The sequence below is a fragment of the Paenibacillus sp. FSL R5-0623 genome, from assembly GCF_037974265.1.
GTDB lineage: Bacteria > Bacillota > Bacilli > Paenibacillales > Paenibacillaceae > Paenibacillus.
In genome coordinates this window covers 1666963-1688546 of sequence record NZ_CP150233.1, presented here as the reverse complement: position 1 = coordinate 1688546, position 21584 = coordinate 1666963, and the positions used below count along the sequence as shown (strand labels likewise).

At 40.7% G+C, this 21584-nt stretch carries 26 protein-coding genes; 2 read left to right on the top strand and 24 right to left on the bottom strand.

Translation table 11 applies throughout. From position 1 onward, the window contains the following. Positions 1 to 128: 128 nt before the first annotated feature. The 8 genes from MKY92_RS07680 to MKY92_RS07645 form a co-directional block, all read right to left on the bottom strand. On the bottom strand, positions 129 to 560 hold the full coding sequence (locus MKY92_RS07680) for a DUF4279 domain-containing protein (RefSeq protein WP_339299993.1): 432 nt from the start codon (positions 558 to 560) through the stop codon (positions 129 to 131). Between the two features lie 519 nt (positions 561 to 1079). Next, positions 1080 to 1628 (bottom strand): SMI1/KNR4 family protein, encoded by a 549-nt coding sequence (locus tag MKY92_RS07675; protein ID WP_339299991.1) that lies wholly within the window; start codon positions 1626 to 1628, stop codon positions 1080 to 1082. Between the two features lie 203 nt (positions 1629 to 1831). Further along, on the bottom strand, positions 1832 to 2332 hold the full coding sequence (locus MKY92_RS07670) for an SRPBCC family protein (protein WP_339299990.1): 501 nt from the start codon (positions 2330 to 2332) through the stop codon (positions 1832 to 1834). Further along, on the bottom strand, positions 2332 to 2640 hold the full coding sequence (locus MKY92_RS07665; RefSeq protein ID WP_339299989.1) for a hypothetical protein: 309 nt from the start codon (positions 2638 to 2640) through the stop codon (positions 2332 to 2334). The genes MKY92_RS07670 and MKY92_RS07665 overlap by 1 nt, the downstream gene beginning before the upstream one ends. Before the next feature lie 1099 nt (positions 2641 to 3739). After that, positions 3740 to 4231, bottom strand: a complete 492-nt coding sequence (locus tag MKY92_RS07660) for a GNAT family N-acetyltransferase (protein WP_076251680.1) — start codon at positions 4229 to 4231, stop codon at positions 3740 to 3742. Positions 4232 to 4375: 144 nt separating this feature from the next. Further along, positions 4376 to 4951 (bottom strand): oxidoreductase, encoded by a 576-nt coding sequence (locus MKY92_RS07655; protein ID WP_339299987.1) that lies wholly within the window; start codon positions 4949 to 4951, stop codon positions 4376 to 4378. Positions 4952 to 5405: 454 nt separating this feature from the next. After that, entirely contained in the window at positions 5406 to 5711 is a 306-nt protein-coding gene (locus tag MKY92_RS07650; RefSeq protein WP_339299986.1) for a WXG100 family type VII secretion target, read from the bottom strand. A 1-nt stretch (position 5712) separates the two neighbouring features. Then, complete coding sequence (locus tag MKY92_RS07645; RefSeq protein WP_339299984.1) at positions 5713 to 7101, bottom strand: hypothetical protein; 1389 nt, start codon at positions 7099 to 7101, stop codon at positions 5713 to 5715. 104 nt (positions 7102 to 7205) lie between these two features. Between MKY92_RS07645 and MKY92_RS07640 the strand changes: the two genes are divergently transcribed. Beyond that, positions 7206 to 7526, top strand: coding sequence for a hypothetical protein (locus MKY92_RS07640; protein WP_339299982.1), 321 nt, complete (start codon positions 7206 to 7208; stop codon positions 7524 to 7526). A gap of 254 nt (positions 7527 to 7780) precedes the next feature. Here the strand turns inward: MKY92_RS07640 and MKY92_RS07635 are convergent, their stop codons facing one another. The 11 genes from MKY92_RS07635 to MKY92_RS07585 form a co-directional block, all read right to left on the bottom strand. After that, positions 7781 to 9502: a helix-turn-helix domain-containing protein gene (locus MKY92_RS07635; RefSeq protein ID WP_339299980.1), complete on the bottom strand. Its 1722-nt coding sequence runs from the start codon at positions 9500 to 9502 to the stop codon at positions 7781 to 7783. A gap of 45 nt (positions 9503 to 9547) precedes the next feature. Further along, positions 9548 to 10324, bottom strand: a complete 777-nt coding sequence (locus tag MKY92_RS07630; RefSeq protein WP_339299979.1) for an IucA/IucC family C-terminal-domain containing protein — start codon at positions 10322 to 10324, stop codon at positions 9548 to 9550. A gap of 1 nt (position 10325) precedes the next feature. Beyond that, positions 10326 to 11366 (bottom strand): iron-siderophore ABC transporter substrate-binding protein, encoded by a 1041-nt coding sequence (locus MKY92_RS07625; RefSeq protein WP_339299978.1) that lies wholly within the window; start codon positions 11364 to 11366, stop codon positions 10326 to 10328. A 408-nt stretch (positions 11367 to 11774) separates the two neighbouring features. Further along, positions 11775 to 12146, bottom strand: a complete 372-nt coding sequence (locus tag MKY92_RS07620; RefSeq protein ID WP_074094074.1) for a retropepsin-like aspartic protease — start codon at positions 12144 to 12146, stop codon at positions 11775 to 11777. Continuing rightward, positions 12136 to 12393 (bottom strand): hypothetical protein, encoded by a 258-nt coding sequence (locus MKY92_RS07615; protein WP_036669338.1) that lies wholly within the window; start codon positions 12391 to 12393, stop codon positions 12136 to 12138. Before MKY92_RS07615 ends, MKY92_RS07620 begins: the two co-directional genes overlap by 11 nt. A gap of 180 nt (positions 12394 to 12573) precedes the next feature. Then, on the bottom strand, positions 12574 to 13083 hold the full coding sequence (locus MKY92_RS07610; RefSeq protein ID WP_339299976.1) for a hypothetical protein: 510 nt from the start codon (positions 13081 to 13083) through the stop codon (positions 12574 to 12576). A gap of 155 nt (positions 13084 to 13238) precedes the next feature. Then, positions 13239 to 13835: an AAA family ATPase gene (locus tag MKY92_RS07605; protein WP_339301732.1), complete on the bottom strand. Its 597-nt coding sequence runs from the start codon at positions 13833 to 13835 to the stop codon at positions 13239 to 13241. Positions 13836 to 14120: 285 nt separating this feature from the next. Beyond that, complete coding sequence (locus MKY92_RS07600; RefSeq protein WP_339299975.1) at positions 14121 to 15038, bottom strand: NAD(P)-dependent alcohol dehydrogenase; 918 nt, start codon at positions 15036 to 15038, stop codon at positions 14121 to 14123. A 105-nt stretch (positions 15039 to 15143) separates the two neighbouring features. Continuing rightward, positions 15144 to 15380, bottom strand: a complete 237-nt coding sequence (locus MKY92_RS07595) for a hypothetical protein (RefSeq protein ID WP_076209533.1) — start codon at positions 15378 to 15380, stop codon at positions 15144 to 15146. An 86-nt stretch (positions 15381 to 15466) separates the two neighbouring features. Continuing rightward, positions 15467 to 16078, bottom strand: coding sequence for a dienelactone hydrolase family protein (locus MKY92_RS07590; RefSeq protein ID WP_339299974.1), 612 nt, complete (start codon positions 16076 to 16078; stop codon positions 15467 to 15469). Positions 16079 to 16155: 77 nt separating this feature from the next. Further along, positions 16156 to 16722 carry a histidine phosphatase family protein gene (locus MKY92_RS07585; protein WP_339299972.1) on the bottom strand — a complete coding sequence of 189 codons (567 nt, stop codon included), beginning with the start codon at positions 16720 to 16722 and terminating at the stop codon, positions 16156 to 16158. Positions 16723 to 16843: 121 nt separating this feature from the next. On the opposite strand from MKY92_RS07585, the gene MKY92_RS07580 reads away from it, so the two are divergent. Continuing rightward, complete coding sequence (locus MKY92_RS07580) at positions 16844 to 17449, top strand: hypothetical protein (RefSeq protein WP_339299970.1); 606 nt, start codon at positions 16844 to 16846, stop codon at positions 17447 to 17449. A gap of 50 nt (positions 17450 to 17499) precedes the next feature. On the opposite strand, the gene MKY92_RS07575 is transcribed toward MKY92_RS07580, so the two are convergent. The 5 genes from MKY92_RS07575 to MKY92_RS07555 form a co-directional block, all read right to left on the bottom strand. After that, on the bottom strand, positions 17500 to 17979 hold the full coding sequence (locus MKY92_RS07575) for a hypothetical protein (RefSeq protein ID WP_339299968.1): 480 nt from the start codon (positions 17977 to 17979) through the stop codon (positions 17500 to 17502). Positions 17980 to 18140: 161 nt separating this feature from the next. Next, a complete protein-coding gene (locus tag MKY92_RS07570) occupies positions 18141 to 18785 on the bottom strand; it encodes a DUF3885 domain-containing protein (RefSeq protein ID WP_339299966.1) in 645 nt (214 codons plus the stop codon). Between the two features lie 48 nt (positions 18786 to 18833). Beyond that, positions 18834 to 19163: a DUF3024 domain-containing protein gene (locus tag MKY92_RS07565; RefSeq protein WP_339299965.1), complete on the bottom strand. Its 330-nt coding sequence runs from the start codon at positions 19161 to 19163 to the stop codon at positions 18834 to 18836. Positions 19164 to 19785: 622 nt separating this feature from the next. After that, entirely contained in the window at positions 19786 to 20622 is an 837-nt protein-coding gene (locus MKY92_RS07560; protein WP_339299964.1) for a carbohydrate ABC transporter permease, read from the bottom strand. A gap of 14 nt (positions 20623 to 20636) precedes the next feature. Next, positions 20637 to 21572 (bottom strand): sugar ABC transporter permease, encoded by a 936-nt coding sequence (locus tag MKY92_RS07555; protein ID WP_150366429.1) that lies wholly within the window; start codon positions 21570 to 21572, stop codon positions 20637 to 20639. Between the last annotated feature and the right edge of the window lie 12 nt (positions 21573 to 21584).

The following is a 21584-nucleotide window of genomic DNA, read 5'->3' as shown; positions in this document are numbered from 1 at the left end:
TTCTGTATTCACAACCCAATGTATGCTAAGTGTCTGGCTCTTGCCGACCCCAAGACGAATGTACGCAGCATGAATATAATGTTATCTCATGTCCATTCCCTTTAACCATGTCTTACGAACTTCATTTCTTATTCGAATTCTTCATTATATGGATTGGAATACAAATCCACATCAATCTCAGCATGAATCATATTAACGAATTCAATAAAATCAGAATCGAAATAAAGAGCAGGCGTTTTCCCCTCTTCTATTCTTATTACAATGAAAAATTTTGTTCTTATTTGATGTTCAATCCGAATCGAATTGATCTCTTTTGCTTTGTTTCTTAACATATCGACTACTTTTATTAATTGGTGATTTACATCTAATGATTCTTCATAATCCGTACCTAATGTCCATGATGTTTCTTTTATTCGATGCATTTTGTTAATTATGTCGCCTTTGTAAGCCGTATTGGTAGGTTCCGTTCTAAGTATTGAAGTTACATGATTCGGATCGAATTCATCTCCAAATAAACAAAAATAGGCCATCACTTTGGTTTTCTCTTTCAGGAGTTTCACCTCTTTAAGAATTGATGTATGGATTTTTTAGAAATAATAATTAATCAGAAAATATATACTAAGCGAATTCCTCATTTAATCCATAAACTCTTAATATCTTCTACTATAGTTTTTGTAATATGTTTGGATGAATCCTGTGGATACAACCATACTGTTACGATCAGAGTTAAACATATCGTTAATCCTAGAATAACTCTCCCAACAACTTTAAAATTGGTGTATTTAAGCAATTAATAAACTAAACTGGATGAGATCAGAATAATCACACCATTCATCATAAAGGTCATGGGCAAGCTTATAATCCTGCCTAATCCGGTGTTAGGATATTTTAATAAAAGTAAACTCTCTACTACTACAAATGGAAATGACAGTAGAACAATATAAAAAAAACGTCTTTTGAATTTTCTCTCCACCACTGGACTCACCTACTCTAACTCTTTCAATACAATTCCACATAACGTTCCTGTATTCACGAACCCTCTAGTTTGAAAGTACTCCTCAGAAATCTCCTTCAATATTTTATCCTCTTAATCTATAATAATTTTCTGCCGTATATATTGACCATTCCCAAAACTTATCTCCCTGACTGATAATAAATCGTTCGAACCACAACTCGAAGTTCATATTCAAGGGCCTCGACTCATGAAAATGATCTATGTGCCCCTTAACCATTAAGTAATTATTTGAGCCTTGGCTATATGCTTTCAGATCAATTATTATATTATCTTGGTATATATAGGCTATCTTTAAGTACCCAACAGTTGGTTCCTCGTACGTTGATTCTTCAATATCCTGCCACTTATATAAATATGATTCTCCACCGTATTGCGGATGATCAAATAATGAGCAACCATTGGTTGTCTTCAAAAAGTTAATATAATCATTGGGAAGTTTATACTCTAACTTCCTTTGGAATTCCAATAAATCACTTTCATCTGCTGCTTCATTAAACTGACAGGTAGCTTGAGTTAAATAACCTTCTTGAAGTTGCAATTCTAGTAATTTATTATTTTCTAATCTTTTCTTTAAAGAGTCTATTGTTTTATAAATTAATTCTCCTTGAATCAACGTCCATCAATCCTTTCGACAATTTCGTATAACTTTTGGCTAGTTATCGTTAATTATCGTATCACGGTAGGTGAATACTGTTTTTTGCAATGCTTCGTTCGTTATTGGAAAGAATATACATGAATCCTTAGTCACGATAACACCCCACTATGCTGATCAACGTTGAGGTAGGGTGTTATATTGAAATAACTTTTTTAATTCTGTTAATCTTTTATCTTGAATAATTCACTATAGATTTCACGCAGCTCAGTTGAGTTATCATGCCACTGAATGGGTCTACCATTGATAATTTGGACCAATACATCCAGGCACCTATGCCATCCTGCGGCCGTGTTCACTGCCCATGAATCATCGTTAAACGTATGGGTAAAGATCATTCGACATCCTTTATCTTCTTTCTGCAATGAAATGTTAATCAGATCATCAACTTCACGGAACCCAAATACATATGGCTTTTCTAACTCTGTAATGGTCCCCTCATATGTCGTTCCTTCACCATCATCGAAGGCAATCCTGCCACCAATTCTCAGATCCATCTCTCCTGTTGCGAAAGGATACCATTGGGCGAAGGAACTAGGCTTCGTGATCACAAAGAAAACATCTTCTGGATTATGATGAAGAAATCGTTCAAACCTCAAAGCATACCGACCGTTTGACTCAAGTAATACACCATATTCATTCACCTGTTCATCCTCCTTTTTCATCACATATATCCATCTTCGGGTTCACCAACATCAAAACCCAACACTTTTGACGCTTCCAACTTAAATGTTTCTATCCATGCATTCCAATCATTATCATCCATCTGTGCATAAAATGATAATCCACTTGCCTCAACGGATGCTTCAATGAAAACATCATCCTCTTCAGTTCCAAACCAATACGGAATTCCACTTTTATAACCAATCCACCCTGGCATCCGCTCATATACTTTAGAAACTTTAGCCCACAACTCATCAGGCAGGTCATATCTTATATTTAGATTGCAATTATGAGAGTTTATGTTGTTCAATTACATTCTCTCCTTCTACCTTAGACGTATATCAAAATTTATCCTCTATTTTTATGTAAAGTACCACACTTCTTCCACTACTTGATCAAGGATGTATCTCTTGTTCTTTATATACTATTTTCGTTTATAGTTTACCAAATATCTTCTCCCTTTAAGATTTCTTTCGTAGGCTGGTCTACAGCTAACCAAGTAGAAATATCCTCTTCTATTTTTCTATTCCAAGCTATTAAAAAATGTACTTAGCATATCTGGTGGGAATTAATCTCTGTCATAGATACTTCAATGCCTTGATCAGAATGTAAGACAAAACTACACTTCTCAAAAGCAGAGTTCAAAGTAAGAGATTTAGGAGTCCTATCACCTTGTTTTCTTTTTCCCATTATCAGTGGTTCTTCTTGGGTTCCTATGTGTAAGCGGTACTGTTCATTCTCATATTCGACAGCTTCAAGATTTTCTCCCGTGTCAGATCCGTAATCTTCCCAGCTGTATCCCTCTTTCCACAAAGCCGAAAAGCTACAAGTGCTTATCTGATGATATGCATTGGGTTTGATTCTAAATACGGCTCCCCAGCATTCCTCTACTTCCTGAGGTGAAGAAAGATTATGGTTCAGATTACAGAGCACTAACTCGCAATCAAACGAGTCGTAGTAATACTGGTAGAGTGATCCGCCATGTTTGAGCTGAGAACAGTGAGTAGGAAGATAACATTCGCCAGAGGCAGCAAGTGAAAGTTCAATTGTTCCAAGAGGCGTATATATTGAAGGTTTTATAAGATCAGTACCTTAATTTAAGGCTTCTTTTCCACGAAAAAGCTTCATAATATCCCTCCTTGTAGTCTTTCACTTAAGCGTCCAGAACTAAACATAAGCGGTTTTAGGAAAAAACCTCTCTTCAAATTTTGATTTATTAATTTCTGGAATGTTCCAGCATCACGACGCCCCCCTTTAGATAGCCCTTATCTTAGGGAATGGATGTACCTGCTTATCCATTCCACAGAAATATTACGGGCAGATCAAGGGGCGCAAGCCCCTACGCGGGAATATGATATTATACGAAACCACTTCTAATTTAATTTGAACTTGTATATTCTGAAATTTTGTCAAGTGGCCCTCTTGCTATCGCATAAGACTACAGAGGTCTCAATTTGTCTTTCTGGAACATTCCAATAGGTATTTAATAGCTTTTTCTTCTCATCAGGTGATACCAGTTTAAAACCATTCTTTAAGTAAAATTTCTTAGCCCATTCAGCTGAGTCCCATGTCCCTATTAAGATCGGTTTATTTGTTAAAGCCACCATATGAGTTAAAAGCTTCGTACCTATTCCGCTATTCCGTTGGTTTGTTCGTACATATGCGTGTCTAATTAAACATACATCACCCTTATCTTGAATCCCCATAACTCCTAATAATTGATTTTTTTCTTCAAACCCCCAAAATACTACGCCATCGTTCATTTCGCACTTTAGCTCTTCCAATGTCATATAAGGTTCATGATACCTATCGTCAGGAATTACTCCTTTGTAAGCCTTTGCTGCATCATTAATAATCTGATACATTACATCCGTATCCATGCTTTTACACAATCTAATCACGAAATTGGCCTCCTTATGGTTTGATGTCGTTTCGTAGATGCTAACCCACCACCGGCTTAAAAGCACCCGAAAGGGTGCGGCTGCATGAGCACAGTTAGTTGGTGCGGGGGTATCCGCCTATATCCATAGTCTCTCACGAACTCATTATAAATTGTATTTCGTTTTCATTCTTTCATATAACTTAAAATCCGTATTTCGATTTACAATCTCTCCAATTAACTCTTTCCATTTATTTTCAATCCACTTAGAATTTTGTTCTTTCAAAATATCCTCGTTAAATTGACTATCAACATACTCCAAATCTTGTTTAAGCACACCTATATCCTTAATCAGTTGATTTCTCGATTCTTTTTCTAGCGATATCTTATTCGATAAAATTTGGTCTATGATTTCTACTCTTATATGCGTATACATATCTCTAAACACATTATAGATTAAATTGGTTGATGATAACTGATCTTCCCTGAAGTCGGAATTCAGAAAGACGAATGATTCTTCACCCACTTTCAAAGATACGGCCACATTTCCTAATGCGTGTATGACTGTTTCCTTCGAAGAATTGTCCTCTAAGCTTTTGATCACATTATCTAAATTGTAGATTGATTCTTTTATACCAATTTCGGTTCCATGATTCAGTTTAACCGTGTAATCAACGTCTTGATTGTCTTTGTACGCTTTGAATTGATAGTTGAAGTACATGCTTATTATCAATCCAACCATTAGTATGATTAGTGCTATATTTTTTTCATTGAATCCCCTCCTAATAGTGCCTGAACTACGTATATGATAACCCATATTGTTACAATTACGAAAGGAAATTGGCGAATAGGGGGAATTTATTAGTTTTCTCAAACCCTTATCAAATCGATCCAATGGGCTTTGAATACGCTGAATATATGCAGGGTTGCGTAGAATGCGATTATGCAGTGCAACCTTTCATTATAGTAATAAAACAAAAAAAGTCGTTCTTCATCCCATGGGGAATCCGACGACCTTCCGATGCTTTTGGGATATATCAACTTTTTAAAAGGTGAACGTACCATCTTTCGCTTCAAATGGGCTTGTGCCGGCACTGCTGCTCAAGCCAACAAAGCCTGAGCGAATGATCCACAATCCCATTAATACCTGTTAGAGCATAACAGCCAATCCAGGTCTCAGCCACTGTTCGGATATCTCATCTCAGCATGCTGTGCTCCCTCGGGTCTTTGAAGTCTGCACGGTCAGCTTCCTCCATCCTGTGGATGTATCGTCGCAATGCTTCTTTATGCGCCTCCAATTCATCCATTCGGCTGGATGTCCCGTTCAGGAAAGATTGCATTTTGAATCCTAGCGTTGTGGCAGCATTTCCTGCCCAATCTTGCTCCAGTCTACTATGTATTGAACGCATCTTCTGCTCCTGCTGCACTAAGCGCTCCTGCAACTGCTCACATTGCTGAACGGCTCTTCTCAGATCGGATAAAGATACCGATATTCTTCCCATGTCAATTACCTCCCGTTAAGAACTGGTCGGCTTGAACGAAATCTTCGTGCTTGCGTTCAATATACTCTGCAATCTCGCTGATCGATTCCTGATACCAACGGTTAATTCGTTCCAGTGTCGCCGTAGCTTCGTAAGCGATTGACGTGAAGGAATGGCTTTCACTTGTAGAAGTATAAGCCTCGAACATTCGGATGGAAGCTTGTGCATCATTGGAAAACCCGCTCAAACTAAAGCGCATCTCCTTGGCTGCCTGTGCCAATTCCTCCGGCGTTAGTCGGATTGTGCCACCACCTTGACCTGACTTTCCATTGGATGCAGCCGCAATCAAGGGGGCCACCAACCCACCAACGAGGTTTGACAAAGCCATCCGTGATTCCTGATAAGCATTCCAGCGTGGTGAGATGTCAATTTGTTTCCCCGTGGCGCGATCGATAAGTGGACCCACCAAGTTACCCTGTTCATCAAATTGATACTGGTTCATTGAGTGATATCCCTTGCCTTCTTTTTTGGAAAACGAGTCCATCAATCGAACAATATTACCTACCTGAAACTTGTCCAGATCGATATCAATTGGGAAATTATATGTGACTAACGGACCGCTGGGCCCCATCGGACGAATCGGCACCATGAGCTGGAATTGCAGCCTCCAGTTTTGGTACATCGCATTGGCCGAGTCAAAATCCTGGCCTTTGTAGTACGTGCTGCCAACATGTCTGTCATATTCAAAAAGTCCTCCTGCACCTACTGAATCGTTAGGCTGAACGATGTTCACCACTTTTCCATCATAATAACCCTCGTTCACTTTAGCCAAGCTTGCATCGTCCAGCAAATTGGTTACACTCGGAGCACTGTATGTCATGGCCGACAAATCCTGCCGTGCTGCCACGTATTGCGCTAAACCACCTCCAAGCGAATGTCCCGTAAGGGAGATACTGGAGTCGGGATATTTTGCTTTGACTTGTTCATAAAGCACTTCCGCCTGATGAAATTGATTGTTCTCCCAATCGATATCGTCCTTAATGGATTGAATAAAGCTTTTTTTGAAAATGTTATGATGATTAGGGTCAGTTACGGCATCCTCCAGTTCTCTGGTGCGTCCACCTAAAACATCGAACACGTCTGTTTCGTAATCGGCTGCTCTCCCAAGCCAGCTCCCACCTGGCTCTGTTCCGCGGTAACCGATGACAATCTGATTCGTCTGATTGTTGTGGAGGATGACGGAATCGAAACCCGACACTTTATTGTGGAGCTCGGCACCTTCAGGTTCAATGACCTTCCATTGTGCATAATCTCCCTCTTCTGTAAGCGGTGCTCCGGCAGTAATGTTGTCCTGGTAGGCAAGATCAGATATTTCCTTATACAACTCATCGCTAATGTAATCGTTCCGCATAAATACCTCCTGAATTGAACATTCCGATATGATTATGTAAACTAGTGATAATTCAATCTTTATAGTATATTAATACCAGTCTATGAAAGTAGAGGTGTCCCTTTTTGAGAAAACCTTTCTTCCTATTCGTACTCTTAATCATCTCATCTCTCTTACTCGGAGCATGTGCCTCCGAAGAAGAAAAGGCGATTGTATCCTCCGCCGAGAAGTTCGCTGCAAATTATGTTCTCGAAAAATACGGTGTAACCGTTCGTTTTACGGAGTATAAATTCTCTCCTACCGATCTAGCCAAGTCGTTAGGCCTCCATGGCTACATTGAAGGCGATAAGAAAAAGAAGGTATTTGTTTTCGTGAACTACGATCCTTTAAGTATTAAGACACTATCGCTTCCTGAAGGTATATCCAAGAAACCAAATTCCAAATAGAGAGCTAAAGTATATTTTTAAAACGATCAATCGATATAAACGCTTTTGAAACTATAGGGAATATATGGATTGTATCTTTCGTCAATTACTTCTGTCAACGTTCTCCGTAACAATAAAATGAAGAAACAAATGCGACCTACATAATAGAATGACTGCATTCTTAATTATGATACACCTCTGTTTGAAGAAGTTCTCCACTAATCCAATATATTTTGGATATATGTAAATAGGGGGAGTTGCAGTACAACTCCCCCTCACCCCAACAATGTCTGTGCGATCTGATCCACTATGCCATTGATTCCTGTTGGCCCATAACAGCCGATCCATGTTGCAGCATCAACAGAATATACACACTGTTGCTCACCCCCATCCAGCATTCCCAAAACCCTCGTCTCTGTCGCAGATATCCCATCCTGCATAAGCTCATTACTCAGCAAAAAGTAGTGGCTAGCCTGTACTGCAGGTAATCTCTCAACCGAGATATGATAGGCCGTGTCGGTGGTATCTGCAACAAATAACGGAACGGGCAGACCCAGATCCCGGTACAACACAGCGCCTGTGCGATGAGCAGCAGAATGGACGCGCACGAGGGAATCGAGTGGACGAATCAATGCCACACTTTTTCCTGCAAGTACAGAGGACAATTCCTCGGATAGCAAAGCTGTTCGGCGATGATAATCCGCGATAATCTGCTTGGCCTCTGCTCGCTTACCTGTCAGTTCACCGAACAGAATTAGAATCGTCTGCCAGTTTTCGTTACGCTTGAACATGAGTACTGGAGCGTTCTGGCTTAACCATTCATGATGCTGATCATGCACCTCGGTGCAAATAATCAGATCCGGCGCAAGTCGCTCTACCGCCTGGAGATCGGGGTATTCATACGTACCAAGTAATGCTGTATGTTGGAGTCCTGCCCGGAGTGATTGAGGGAACGTTAACACGGTACTTCCTAGTCCGACACTTCCTACCGGAGACAAGCCCAGTGCAAGCAAATGATCAGCATATTGCACATCGAGGACAGCGATACGCTGTGGTATCTCGGTGACGGTGTACTCCCCGCGCATATGGCAGATGACCGGACCTTCGGCTGATTCATAAGAAGAAGCTGTGCGATTTTGTAGCAAAGCATTCGCATAGTCTGCATCTCTTCTCGAAGCGGCGGCATGCCGGTAATGTAGCGGTGGGACACCATGATATTTTTTAAATGCTCTGCTGAAGTAATACATATCGCGATAGCCCATTTTGTCCGCAATTTCACCGATGGAGGCATCCGTGTGACATAGCATGCGTGAGGCACTTTCCATACGCAGCTGAATGACGTATTCCATCGGTCCAAGTTGCTTCTCTTGTTTGAATCGTCGCTGCAGCTGTCTTACACTACAGCCCGCAAGGGCTGCCAGCTCTTTTAGCTCCAAGTTTTGACGATAGTGCGATGTGATATAAGAAGCGACTACATCCACCATGTCGGACTCCGCTCCCCCTTGACCACGTTCATACTCCATGATCAGCTCGTAGATCATTCCTTGGAGCAAAGCGTTGGCATAGAAACGTTCCAGTCCTTCACCGCGGCGCCATTTGGCAACGATTTTCTCGGCGTTTTCGATCCATTCCGCATGGGTTGCCGAGTTTTGAACAAATGACCTGCGCAGCGGATGCTTGCGATATGAAGGCACAATAAGAGAGGCTCCTTCTATAGAAGAAGCCTTGTACATAATGACAATATAATGAATGTCCTCTGATCTGGCCGTCAGCGTAAAGGATGATCCCTTCACCACATGACAGGCAAAAGAAGCTCCAATGTGGCAACCCTCGCCATCCATTGCAAGCTCCCCTTCCCCTCCATATGCCAGCAGCAGCACATTTGAAGTTAAATCCGTTACGTGTAAAACGCTGCCTGTCTGCAAAGTACCGCTATCCCCGTCAAGCATCTTGATCGTTGTATCACTCCATAGACTTGTCTGTTCTTGCAGCGGCATTTCTCTCATCTCCTGACAATCGCAAAGGTAAAATTCTTGCTGTTGTCATTTTAGTTGAGATTCTTTCTCATTGTCAATTTTCGGACATTTGAGACAATATTCACCTGACATGTGGTAATAGAAACAGCAGGTAATTCGCTCGCTTTTAGCAACATGCACATTGTCCTTACAATCGGTGAAGCGGGTTAACGGATTCTTCCTCTCACCAAACACTTCCCCGGATGCCACCTGCGTCAGATATGAAAAGTCCTCTTGAATGATCTTACTTTCCTGCTCAGTCTCGGCTTCATCAGGAGCGAATAGTCGGCCGATACGTACCATGATGTTCTCCCAGAGAATACTCATCGAAAGAGGCGCAATCGCAGCAAGCGTCTTTAACAGCGGTGTAAGCTGTACCGCAAACATCTCCTCGAGCACCTTTTCCCGCCATACTCCCCTGTCTCCCGTTAGTCCTTCAGCCTGAAGTCCATTCACCGCTAGAAAAGGAAATCGTGTACTGCCCTCATGATCTGAGAGCGCTGGATGATAGAGAAAGCTGTTCTCCAGCTGAAAGGTTACATGCTGATGATGAAAAGTCATCGCGGTCACAAGTGGAGCCGTCCACAGATAACCGATCCGTTTGGCTAACATGGAAGCGGCAACCTTCATGTCAGGCGCATCGATATAGTTCTGAAACCAGCTGATATACTCTCGACACGCCTCTTCGTCATGCAACTCACTCAAAGCAATGGTACGGACACTATGTTCAGGCGGCTCACCAAGCAAAATCGAATGATCCTCTACCGTCTCTTTCCATAAGTCTGTCGAGAGATATAGGTTCATATTAGTTCGATCCGAGCAGGGCTTCCGCTGCCTGATCTACAATCAGATTAATCGCAAGCGGTCCGTAGTATGCAATCCACAGTGTTGAGTTTACATCATACGTGCGGTTATTTTTCACAGCATCCAGGGACTCCCACACGGGATTACTCACCATAGCTTCTGCCTCTGCCGCAAACAGTTCATCCGACAGCACAAAATAACGATCTGCCCCGATCTCAGGCACTTTTTCCATAGAGATTTCTATGGAACCATCTTCATTAATCTCCTGTACCACAGCAGGCATCTTCAGCCCCAAGTCATTGTACATAATACCGCCAATGCGGTGCTCAATACCGTGAACACGAATTCCTTCTTTTCGTGGACGAATGATCGCCACCGTTTCATCGCCCAGCTTCTCTGACAATTTTGTCTTCAGCCCGGCGATTTTCTCTTCATACGCTGTACGCACTTTCTCTGCCTCGTCCTGCTTGTCTGTAATCTTAGCCACTGTAGCTAACGTATCCCGCCAGTCTTCGTAGAAATCGAGTACCAGGGTAGGAGCAATTTTACTTACACCCTCATATTGCTTCTCCTGGAAGTCCGTCATGATAATCAGATCCGGGTCCAACGCTACAATCGCTTCCAGGTTAGGCTCGTCCCTTGTACCCAGAACTTCTACGCCATTCGGTTGGTCTCCTAAATATTCTGGAAAATCGGTATTCCCTCCTGCAATAACACTTCCTGCTGGCTTCTCGCCAATCGCTAACATCTGATCCAAGAACTTAACATCAAGAATTGCAATTCTCTTCGGTTTTTCGTTTAGAGTAATGTCACCCTTCATGCCCTTGATCGTTACGGGAAAAGCTCCATCCGTTTGCGTTTCCGCATTCGCAGGTGTCTCCGCTGGCGTTGCTGCAGATTGCTTACCGCTATCTGTACCTGTTGCGGCACCGCAAGCCGTCAGGACTAGAATAAGGGCCAACATCAAGCCCATGAATAATCGTGATTTGTGAGCAGCATATGCCTTGCTTCCGGCAGCCTGCCTCTTTGTTCCTTGATTCATGATGAATCCCCCTTATGTATAATACTGATAATGATTTTCATTATCGAAACATAAAGAGAGTATAAACGATCTCCGTATCGTGTTACCATGTACTTTTGCGACATTTGAGCCGGACTAATGCGACATAGTGCCAAGAAAGGTAATAACTCCTTGGAGAAAATAAACCATGCTTCTTGTGCTCAAACTGGAGAACGGGCAATCGGTTTCATGGCAGCGACTAGTGCTTATGTTTAGTGTTGGTTACGGATTGGAGTAATGGGATAAGAGCATAATTCAACTGTTGAAAAGCACGCAGGCTCTAGAACAAAAAAAACCAACAAAATTTGTTAGGTAAAAACCACTTGTATATGTATCTTATTATCCGAAACGCACTATAAATAAGTCTCATTCATTACTACAATTTTATTTTCAATAATGTAATTCTAATGTTTTCAGATCAATTATAAAATTTTGTTGTTTCAGAATATCCAATCCGAGAAGCCCTTTATGTTCTTTAGGTAATATGCCTACATCTATTTCTATATTCCCAATGCTTTTTGTTCCTATTTCAATCCTATCCATGACTTTGGTGTAGAAAGGAATACTTCCTCCAATCCCGTATGCTTCATATATCGAATCACCAGTTTCATAGGTCACACCGATTTCCTCTAAAACATCAGGACTAATGATCGTATGTGAGGATCCTGTATCTATAATTACATCATCTATTCTTAATACTCTGCCTCTAAATGTAACGGTGAGTGACGTTGTAATTAACTGACCATCATAGTTAATTTTCATTCGTATTACGTCTCACTCTCATTAATGGATCTCTGCGAAGGTTGATCACAAAGTCTTGATTTGAAGTATGATACACGACGTTACCAGGTTCTACTTGAAAAAACTCTTTGTTTACATCTCGTTCTGATATGGTTCGGATTGGTGCAACTTCATCTACTATTTTTTTGTTGTCTTCCTCATGATAATGAATGATAGAAACCAGAACAAATTGGTCAGGGAACAGTTCTCTAACTTCTTGCCATTTCATGTGTTCTACCTCCTGTTATTGAGTTAGTTCTACTTTCTGTAATTTTAACATATCTCCTGATCTCATTTTACCGTATTCATGACGTCTGACTTGATCAGATGTGGTTTGCTGAAATAACCCACCATGATCCATCTTATACTGTTACTGGCATTAGAGGTCTCCTATGAAAATCCAGTTTCTCTAACTCTCCATTTCAAACCGTGTTTGAAGCTCTTTAACAAATACCTCGATGGGTTCTTTATAGTCAATGGGTTTATACATGGATCTATTATTCCACATATGCCGTTCATCTTTATCACGAAAATCATTATCTTCAACTTCAAGCGTCTTCATCACAAGCATGATTTCATTCATGGTACTTATAACACTTCGACTATCCGTTTTGGTGATCGTGCTCACGTTACATTTTTCCAAATAATAGTTCACCAGGTGATCAGGAAGCTTCTCAACGGCCAAATAGTCCTCTAAATTCTTTTTAAAGATTCCTGCCAGTTTACTCGCCTGATTTGCTCTAATCCCATAGATCGTTAAGCTTAACCTGGACAAATCATTCATAAACACATAGTGTTTTCTGCCATACAACGTGAAGAAGTTTACATGCCAACTAAAGAAGGCATCGCTGTCTTGGCTGATTTCCGGTTTGGCATGAAGATCTTTTAATGTGAGTTGGGTTGCTTTGAAAATAATCATGCTCGACTCCTCCTTGCTCCTTAAACTGATTATAAACTACTTCAAGCGAACTATATCCAAATTTGTTTGCATAATACAGACTTTGTCTTGAGGTCTGATCCTCCATCTCCAATTTTTTGACCACCTTACCAGCCTTGGTCTTGAATTCATTTCTTTTACGGTGTTTTTACCTCTCCTCTGCTTAACTTCTTAAATGCCAAGTATTCCTGATCAGACTTCATATAACTTAATATCTTTTCCGCACATGCAGCTGAGCTAAGCTCTTCCGTATTCACTTCCAGATCATATTCATCATAAGAGTAGATGTAGTCGAACTGGGAATGGGCAAGTCCAATCTCGCGATCTCCCCTGCTCTGCTCTCTTCTGGTGAGTTCTTCTTTCGAGCACTGCACGCCTACAAACAGTATCGGATAATCCGATAGTAACTCATAAAAATCGTTAAACCACTTGTCATTACTGATGACCGTATCCACGATGACATTCAGACCCATCTCCGAAAACAGTTTAATGGTTGCACAGTACAACGAATTGATGGGGTCGAACAGGATATCGGTCATCACATGGTGTTCCACTTCTCTTGTTGGTTTCATATCTGGATATGTATTGTCGATAAATTGATCATAATTATGCAGAAATTGATCTACAGATAGATGATGAAATGGAATGTCTCCCTGATTTTTTATTTCCACCGCGATACTGGTCTTACCCGAACTTGACGTACCGTTCAGAAATATAATGAGTCCTCGTTCCACATTCATCACCCTTATCTATGAAATTGGCAGTTCGTTTACCGGCATTCTGTCTATAATGTATCAATGAATCTCTCCATCATTCCGTTTATTTCTTACTCGTCATTCTTCTGTAATTCAGTTCACCCCAGAACATTCCTTTATGACCTTCGTCCGCGATCTTTAGCTGTGTTTCAAACTCTTCATTCGGTTCGATATCATCGATGAAATGTCATCTGCCCTTACTGTCCTACTCTAATCGGCCGCTGCACCTACATGGCAGCGGCTTCTTCTCCCAGCGGCAGCATTCTATCTGACCGTTATTGCCACATTGCCTTTCTTACGCCCGGTATCCACATATCGGTGGGCCTCCACAATTTCATCCAAAGTATAGGTTCGATCGATGATTGGTTTTAGTTTGTTTTCCTCGATCAACTCTTTGAGAAAGAGTAAATCGGCTTCTTCCATTTTCGGAAGGCGACTGTTGTTTAGAAAAACACCATTGGGTGTTAGGATTTTTTGGCATTGTGAGGGTTCGGCTTTTATTACGGCATCATAAACGATATCGTATTTAGTTTCTGATTGCGTAAAGTCTTCTTCGGTATAATCGATTACTTTATCCGCTCCTATAGATTCTACCAATCCAAAATTACTTTTACTGCACACCGCTGTGACTTCTGCCTCATAGTATTTCGCAAGTTGGATTGCATAGGTCCCAAGGCTACCGGATGCTCCATAGATCAATATTTTCTGACCTGGCTTGATTTTTGCTTTTTGCAAATTTTTCAAAGCTGTAAGTGCTCCCGATGGAACGGCCGCAGCTTCTTCGTAGGATAGATTGTTGGGCTTTATTGCAACCATTCCCTTTTTTTCTCCGGTTCCTTTTTTCACTTTTTCAGGTAAACAAATGTATTCGGCATAACCCCCACAAAAGCCTGTAAGCCCAAAGACCTTGTCTCCTTCCTTAAAGGATTGTACGTCTTTCCCTACCGACTCAATCACACCGGATATTTCCAGGCCAAGTATTAAATTTTTCCTGGGCTTCAGCATGCCAAATACAAGTCTCACCAAGAATGGATCCGCTCTTCGAATACGGGTATCACCAATATGTGCAGTGGCTGCAAAAACTTTAATTAAAACCTCATGGTCTTTCGGTTTAGGCTTTTCCATCTCTTTCATCTGCAGCACTTCTGGCGGTCCGTAATTGGTGCAAATCACAGCTTTCATATGAACCCTCCTATTTCTTAGTGTTTCACTGCCCGGTTCCATGATCGTTGTTAATACATCTGCAGTCCATACTGTTGAGCCTCTCGTGAATATGCTGTTTATTACTCATGATTTATTATCTTTCTCATTGCCGCGTTTAAAATTTCCAGTAATTTTGGCCATTACTAATTGGGTACCCTTATGATCCTTTCCTTCTATTGCTTTTAAAAATTTATCACTCGCCTTACCAGAGAGTATAGTAACTTGCTTTCCCTTCCAGTAAATGAATACTTTATTGTCTTTAGCAGTTTTATAAGTGAACACTTCTTCACTAAGTCTATTTCGCTTGTCAATATTACTAATACGATCACTTCCTTTCTCAATAAGTAAAGAGTAAACAGCGTAAATTAGAACTAATTGTTCTGATAACCCGCAGCGTGAATACATTGTCATCGGATGACTGTGTCTTCTTCGACGATTTGCATAAGAAATTCCTTGCATTTCTCTATACATTCCAAACACTCATGGTTATTGTATGCACTATAATATGGGTTCATAAATCCATGTTCGGCTTCTATAACTTTTATATTCGTATGCTTTTTAACCCGTAATTTTGCTTCTAAGTCTAATACATTCACTGATTCCTCATGTCTTGCGAAAATTAACAAGGTTGGACAACTTGGTTCTATCTCTAAATAATTTCTTATTCTCGATCCATAAAATCCAATAATTCCATCGACTCCATGCTCGCTACTCATCCATGCAATTGTTGCACCTACGCTAAAACCTATAATGAAAATATATTCATACTTATCTCTTTTAAGATTTACTACATCTACTACTTTAGATAATGCTTGGGTTAATCCAATTTTGTTATAAAAATGTTGATATGCCCTATCCTCTTCATCATATGTAAATGACTCCCGACCAATGAGATTTGGAATTACGACATCAAAACCTTTCATGATCAACATGTCACTAAAGTACTTAATATGATCGTTTATTCCATAAATCTCGTGAAGTATAATCATTAAAGTTGGTTTGGAATTATCTTTATTCATAGGTATTCCATCTTTCATAACTAACCTTTGACGTTATGTTCAAAAATATAATGAGTCCTCGTTCCATATCTTTCACCCTATTTGCCCCATAGCCTTGTCACGTTCTCTAATTCCATCTCGTCAAATTGTAATCGATAAATGTCCGGTTTCTTGGTTTGATTCATGAAATCCAATCCGTAACTCGAATCAAAGTAATTCATCATTAACGTCATTACATGTCCGTGTGTGCCGATCGTCACCTTTTTACCCTTGTATTCTTCTAAAATCTGTTTCAAAACGCCCACTGCCCTATTCTGGCAAACCGTGTTCGACTCGCCTCCTGACAATGCATAATCAGGGTCATCAAACATCTTCTTCGAAGCAGGCTCGAACTCTTCATCCGCAATCATATCATCTGAAAAATGTCTTTCCCGAAGATCCTCCATGATCTGAATATCTAATCCTAACGCTGCTGCCACACCTTCTAAGGTTAGAATAGCCCTGGCATAAGGACTTGAGACAATGGCGTCTATTCCTTCATTCGTTAAGATTTCCGTTATTCGTTCTGCATTCACCTTGCCCTCCAAAGTAAGTCCTCTGGTCCTTTCCGTTCCTTCCGTATACGGTGACTCCGCATGCCTAACCATATACACAATGGTCTTCATAGGATCCTCCTTGAACTCTTCTGACTTATACAATTAAATTTACAATAATTTTCAGATATGTGTATAGTAGAAATGCAGTAAAATCCTTGCAAAAACTCAATTTCACGGAGAGGATGAGATCATGTCTCTTTTCAAAAATAAAATTGTAATAATCTCTGTATTGATATTCCTAGCTGTCTCCATTGGTACATTAGCATATATGAATGGTCAATCGAAACCGGACTTGCCCATTCATAAAGTCGTCAACCTTCCAGCCAACTCTTTAATATTTCATGAAATAGATAAGCTGGATGCGTTTGCTGAACTGATCGTTATTGGTTATGCAACAGAAGATTTCAGAGATCGAGAGCATGTTATTACTGCATTTGATGATGGAACCATGCAATCCTATCACACCAATACAAATATCAAGATTGAAAAGATATTGAAGAAACCCAACGACTTCCCTTCGGATCAGAACGAATTGACGATCATTGAACCCGTTAGTCTAGAAGGAGACGTCAAATATACAGTTGATGACTATGTAGAACTGCAGAAGGGTGATAAAAGTGTGCTTTTCTTGATGAAAAACACCTTTGGTGATTATGGATTAATCAACTATAACCTAGGCAAATTCAGCCTTGAAGGGATAACTCAATATAGTGTACCTCAATCCTCCACTGCACAAGAGTTATCAGAATACGAAACTTTCCGTGACTCCGTTATGGAGAAGTACCATTTGAATTAAGGTTTTCATCAAACAACGGTGACCTTTGCGGACGTAGCTGCCCCTTCAATCTATTGCACTTCTTTATCAAGACTAACGTCAAAGGATGAAGTTATCGCTTTTTGTCTAAAATCATTGGGTATCACTTTAATCTCCACGTTTAGATGTATAGATTCAGGCAGATTCATTTCAGTTATATTCTCATGACCAATGAAGTAATAATGCTTTTTGTCCAGTTCTATCAAACCTCCACCTGTTGAGCCAGAAGTTGAAATCAAATGTCCGTCATGATAAAGCTCACAAGCAATATTATATTCCTCCAAACTGAACCCTTTCACTTCATATCCAACCTTGATTTGATTTTCCGTGTAATCAGCATTTCGTAAACTGATCGCGCCACCATCGACCATTTGGGTCTGAATTGCAATATTTGCTTCGGGCATCTCTGGTTTCCTTAATAGATAGCCTACTTTTAGGTACCATATAATTCCTAATACAACTACAGCAAGTACAATTACCGCAATAATTAACTTCTTTTCTTTTTTATCCATAATTCTTACTCCTTACATCTGAACGCCCTTAAATTTTTTTCCAAACCTGTATTTCAAATAATACATTATCCCTGCGCGATCAACATCAGAAAACGGTCTTGGATCATCGATCATCCATTCCATTAAGGATTATGATCAATTTAATTTCAGGTTTTCCCGCATTATCCTAGAAATACATTGTTAATTCTGTCTCTATCATAATCTAAAATCCAATCGTTATATTCTGTATAAATATCCATTAGCTCTTCCCTTGATGCTGAAATAACATCGCAACCTCTATCATCATAGATCTGAAATATCGTTTTCTTACTTATATTAATGAAATACACCCTATGATAAATCCTTGGCTTAATTCCAACATCATGATTACATATAGCTTTGATTAACTGATTATATTTCAAGTCCTCAACTCTACATTTAGTCCAGTACCTATACATGTTGTCCTTTGGGTCTAGGATGTCATCCGGTTCACAATCCAAACCTGGAAATTTCTCAAGGCTCAAGGCTCTAATCGGCTCTTTCTTCTTGATATATTTCCTGTACAGGTTCAACTTCTTCACTTTGTGTTTAGGCTTATCTGCAAAATAAGCTTGAGTTATTAAGAGGACTTCATCTTCTTGATCATGAAGAGCCTTAAATAATTCAAGTGATCGATGATAAACTTGTTCCATGTAATGCTCCGTACTCATTCCAAACATCAGAGAATTGCCAAGTTCGAATCGTATTGCAACTTCCCAATTATAAAAAAGAGGCGGTTCTAAGGTCAGGTTTGGAAAATGCTCTGCCAGGTATGTCTTCGGGTCCATTCTGTGGCCTCCGTCTCTTCAATAGTTGCCGATTTGACATATGAAAAATTAACCCCAGAACATTCCGTTATGACCTTCGTCAACGATCCTGAGTTGTGTTTCAAAATTTTCGTTCGGTTCGATATCATCGATGAAATGCCATTTGCCTTTACTGTCCTGCCAATACACTTTCCATGCCTTCTCATCCAATCTGAACTGCGCTACCGGCATCTGTACCCATTGATCACTTTGAAAGGCTTGTCTTTCTTCAATTAACGTCACATTTTTCCTTCTGATTTTATAACTAATCTTTATCTGACTTTTCACATGCTCGGGTACAGCATTCTCGGTGTAATGGTCCATAATCTTTTGAATGCGTTTTTTCGTAAAATCATCCATGATCTTTAACTCTCCTGCCTTGATCCGTTTTACTTTGATTATATCATGTTGCTTTCTCCGATTTAAATGATGCTTTTAATGTGGTAAAAGGTAAACGGAGCGCGGCTTGTGCAATGGCACGCCTCGTCAGGATGAGGTGCTGCGCCCAATGGGCAGCACCTTATGGGGTTGCACCGCGTGCATTAGCGCGGTGTCATGCTGCCATCACGAGCTCACTTTCTCATGATGGCAACACTTGGTGCATCACGATAGCTACGCCGTGATGCACGAAAAAAGCGCCGCGACCTCATCGTCGTGGCGCTTCCTCCTGCTGCATAAGCCAATCGGCCATGCAGCTTTTGTTACGCTACTGCGTCCCATAGGTGCAGCATAACGTTTTCTTTCGATTTTACAATTTTAACAATGGGGCTATGCTAATCATTTACGACTTAGGGTACAGAACACGAGCTGGATGTTTCTCCTCATCTAAAAGCTGCCTCTCAAGCCAACAGAGCCTGAGCGATCTGATCGATAATGCCATTGATACCTGTGGGTCCATAACAGCCGATCCATGTCGCGGAATGGTCCGTCCTAACATCCCTGGGGTTCCGCATCGCTGGAGCTTAATTCATACAAATGATGTTCAACCTTTTATACCGCTAAATGTAATGCCGCTAATAAACGTCTTTTGAAGAAAAAAGAACAAAACGATAATAGGTAATGTCATCAAGGTGGATACGGCCATTAATAGACCCCATTCGGATCCTTTTTGACTCTGAAATTGCTGCAATCCGAGCGAAACCGTGTAAGATGGTTCATTGGTTAAATAGAGCAAGGGGCCCATGAAATCAGTCCAGCTCCCCATAAATTGAAACAATGCCACCGCTAAAACGGCGGATTTGGCTAGTGGAAACATGATCTGTAAATATATGCGGAACTCACTAGCGCCGTCTAAGCGGGCCGCTTCGCGCAGGGCATCAGGCAGTCCCATGAAAAACTGCCGCAATAGAAAAATGTAAATGGGCACTCCAAAAAATTGGGGTACAATCAGGGGAAGAGGTGTTCCTACCCAACCTAATTTAGTAAACAACAGGAATAGAGGAATCATTGTCACCTGTCCGGGGATCATCATAACAGCAAGGGTAACAAAGAAAAGTATACCTCTCCCACGGTACTCTAACTTGGCAAAACTATATGCAACCAAGGGACAGGATATGATTACACCAAGCGTACTAACGATTGTTATAATCGCCGTGTTTTTCAGATATGTCCAGAAAGGGATGTACTCAACAGCACGGGAATAATTACTCCACAGAATTGGACGCGGAATCCACTCTGGTGGGAATGTAAAGATTTGTGTGAGTGGTTTAAGAGAAGTCGAAAGCAGCCAAATGAACGGAATCATGAAAAATGCAGAAGCAACAGTTAGACATACATAGGCTAACGCACGATTGATTCTTTTGATAGCGGTAGGATTCATCCCTTACTTCCTCCTTATTTCCCTTGATAATGAACCCAGCGTTTAGACGTAATAAAAATAATTCCGGTTAATGCCATAACGATAATAAATAAGATCCAGGCCATTGCGGAGGCATAACCCATTTTGAAATACCTAAAGCCGTTCTCATATAAATACATGACGTAAAAAGTCATGGAATTTGCAGGAGTTCCTTGCCCTTTGGTCAATGTATAGGGAAGAGTAAACTGTTGGAATGCACCAATCATTCCCATGACAAGGTTGTAGAAAATAACGGGAGTGAGCAAAGGCAGGGTTACCTTTCTCGTTTTCTGAAACCAGTTAGCTCCATCGATTTGCGCCGCTTCATAGTACTCCTCAGGGATGTCTCCTAATCCTGCAAGGTAGATAACGACAGCTTGCCCAATACCCCAAAGCGACATCAGAATGAGAGAGGGCTTGGACCACGACTCACCACCAAGCCAAGCGGGCCCATCGATACCGATATTCGCTAACATCCCGTTCACCAATCCGAAGTTTGGATGTAACAGCCACATCCACAGAACAGCCAGAGCCACTTGTGGCACGAGAGTAGGTAAGAAAAAGATCGTTCTGAATACAGCCATACCCTTGACCTTCATATTCAACATCATAGCGAGTGCCACACCGAAAAATATACTTAATGGAACAAAAAATACCGTAAAATAAATCGTGTTGTATATGGATTTCCAAAACAAAGGATCATGAAAAAGCTCTTTATAATTATTCATTCCGATAAATTCACCAGGCTGTAGAATGCTGTAAGTCGTGAAGCTGAAGTAGATGGACATTAGCATGGGAATTGCATAAAAGCATAGCAGCCCTATAGCCCAAGGTGAAGCAAACAGCCACCCAATCACGTTAGTTCTGTGGAGTGCTCGTTTCCTTGCCGATGGAATTGCTTTTACTTGAACTGGATCGGCCAGTTTCGCCATGTACATTCTCCT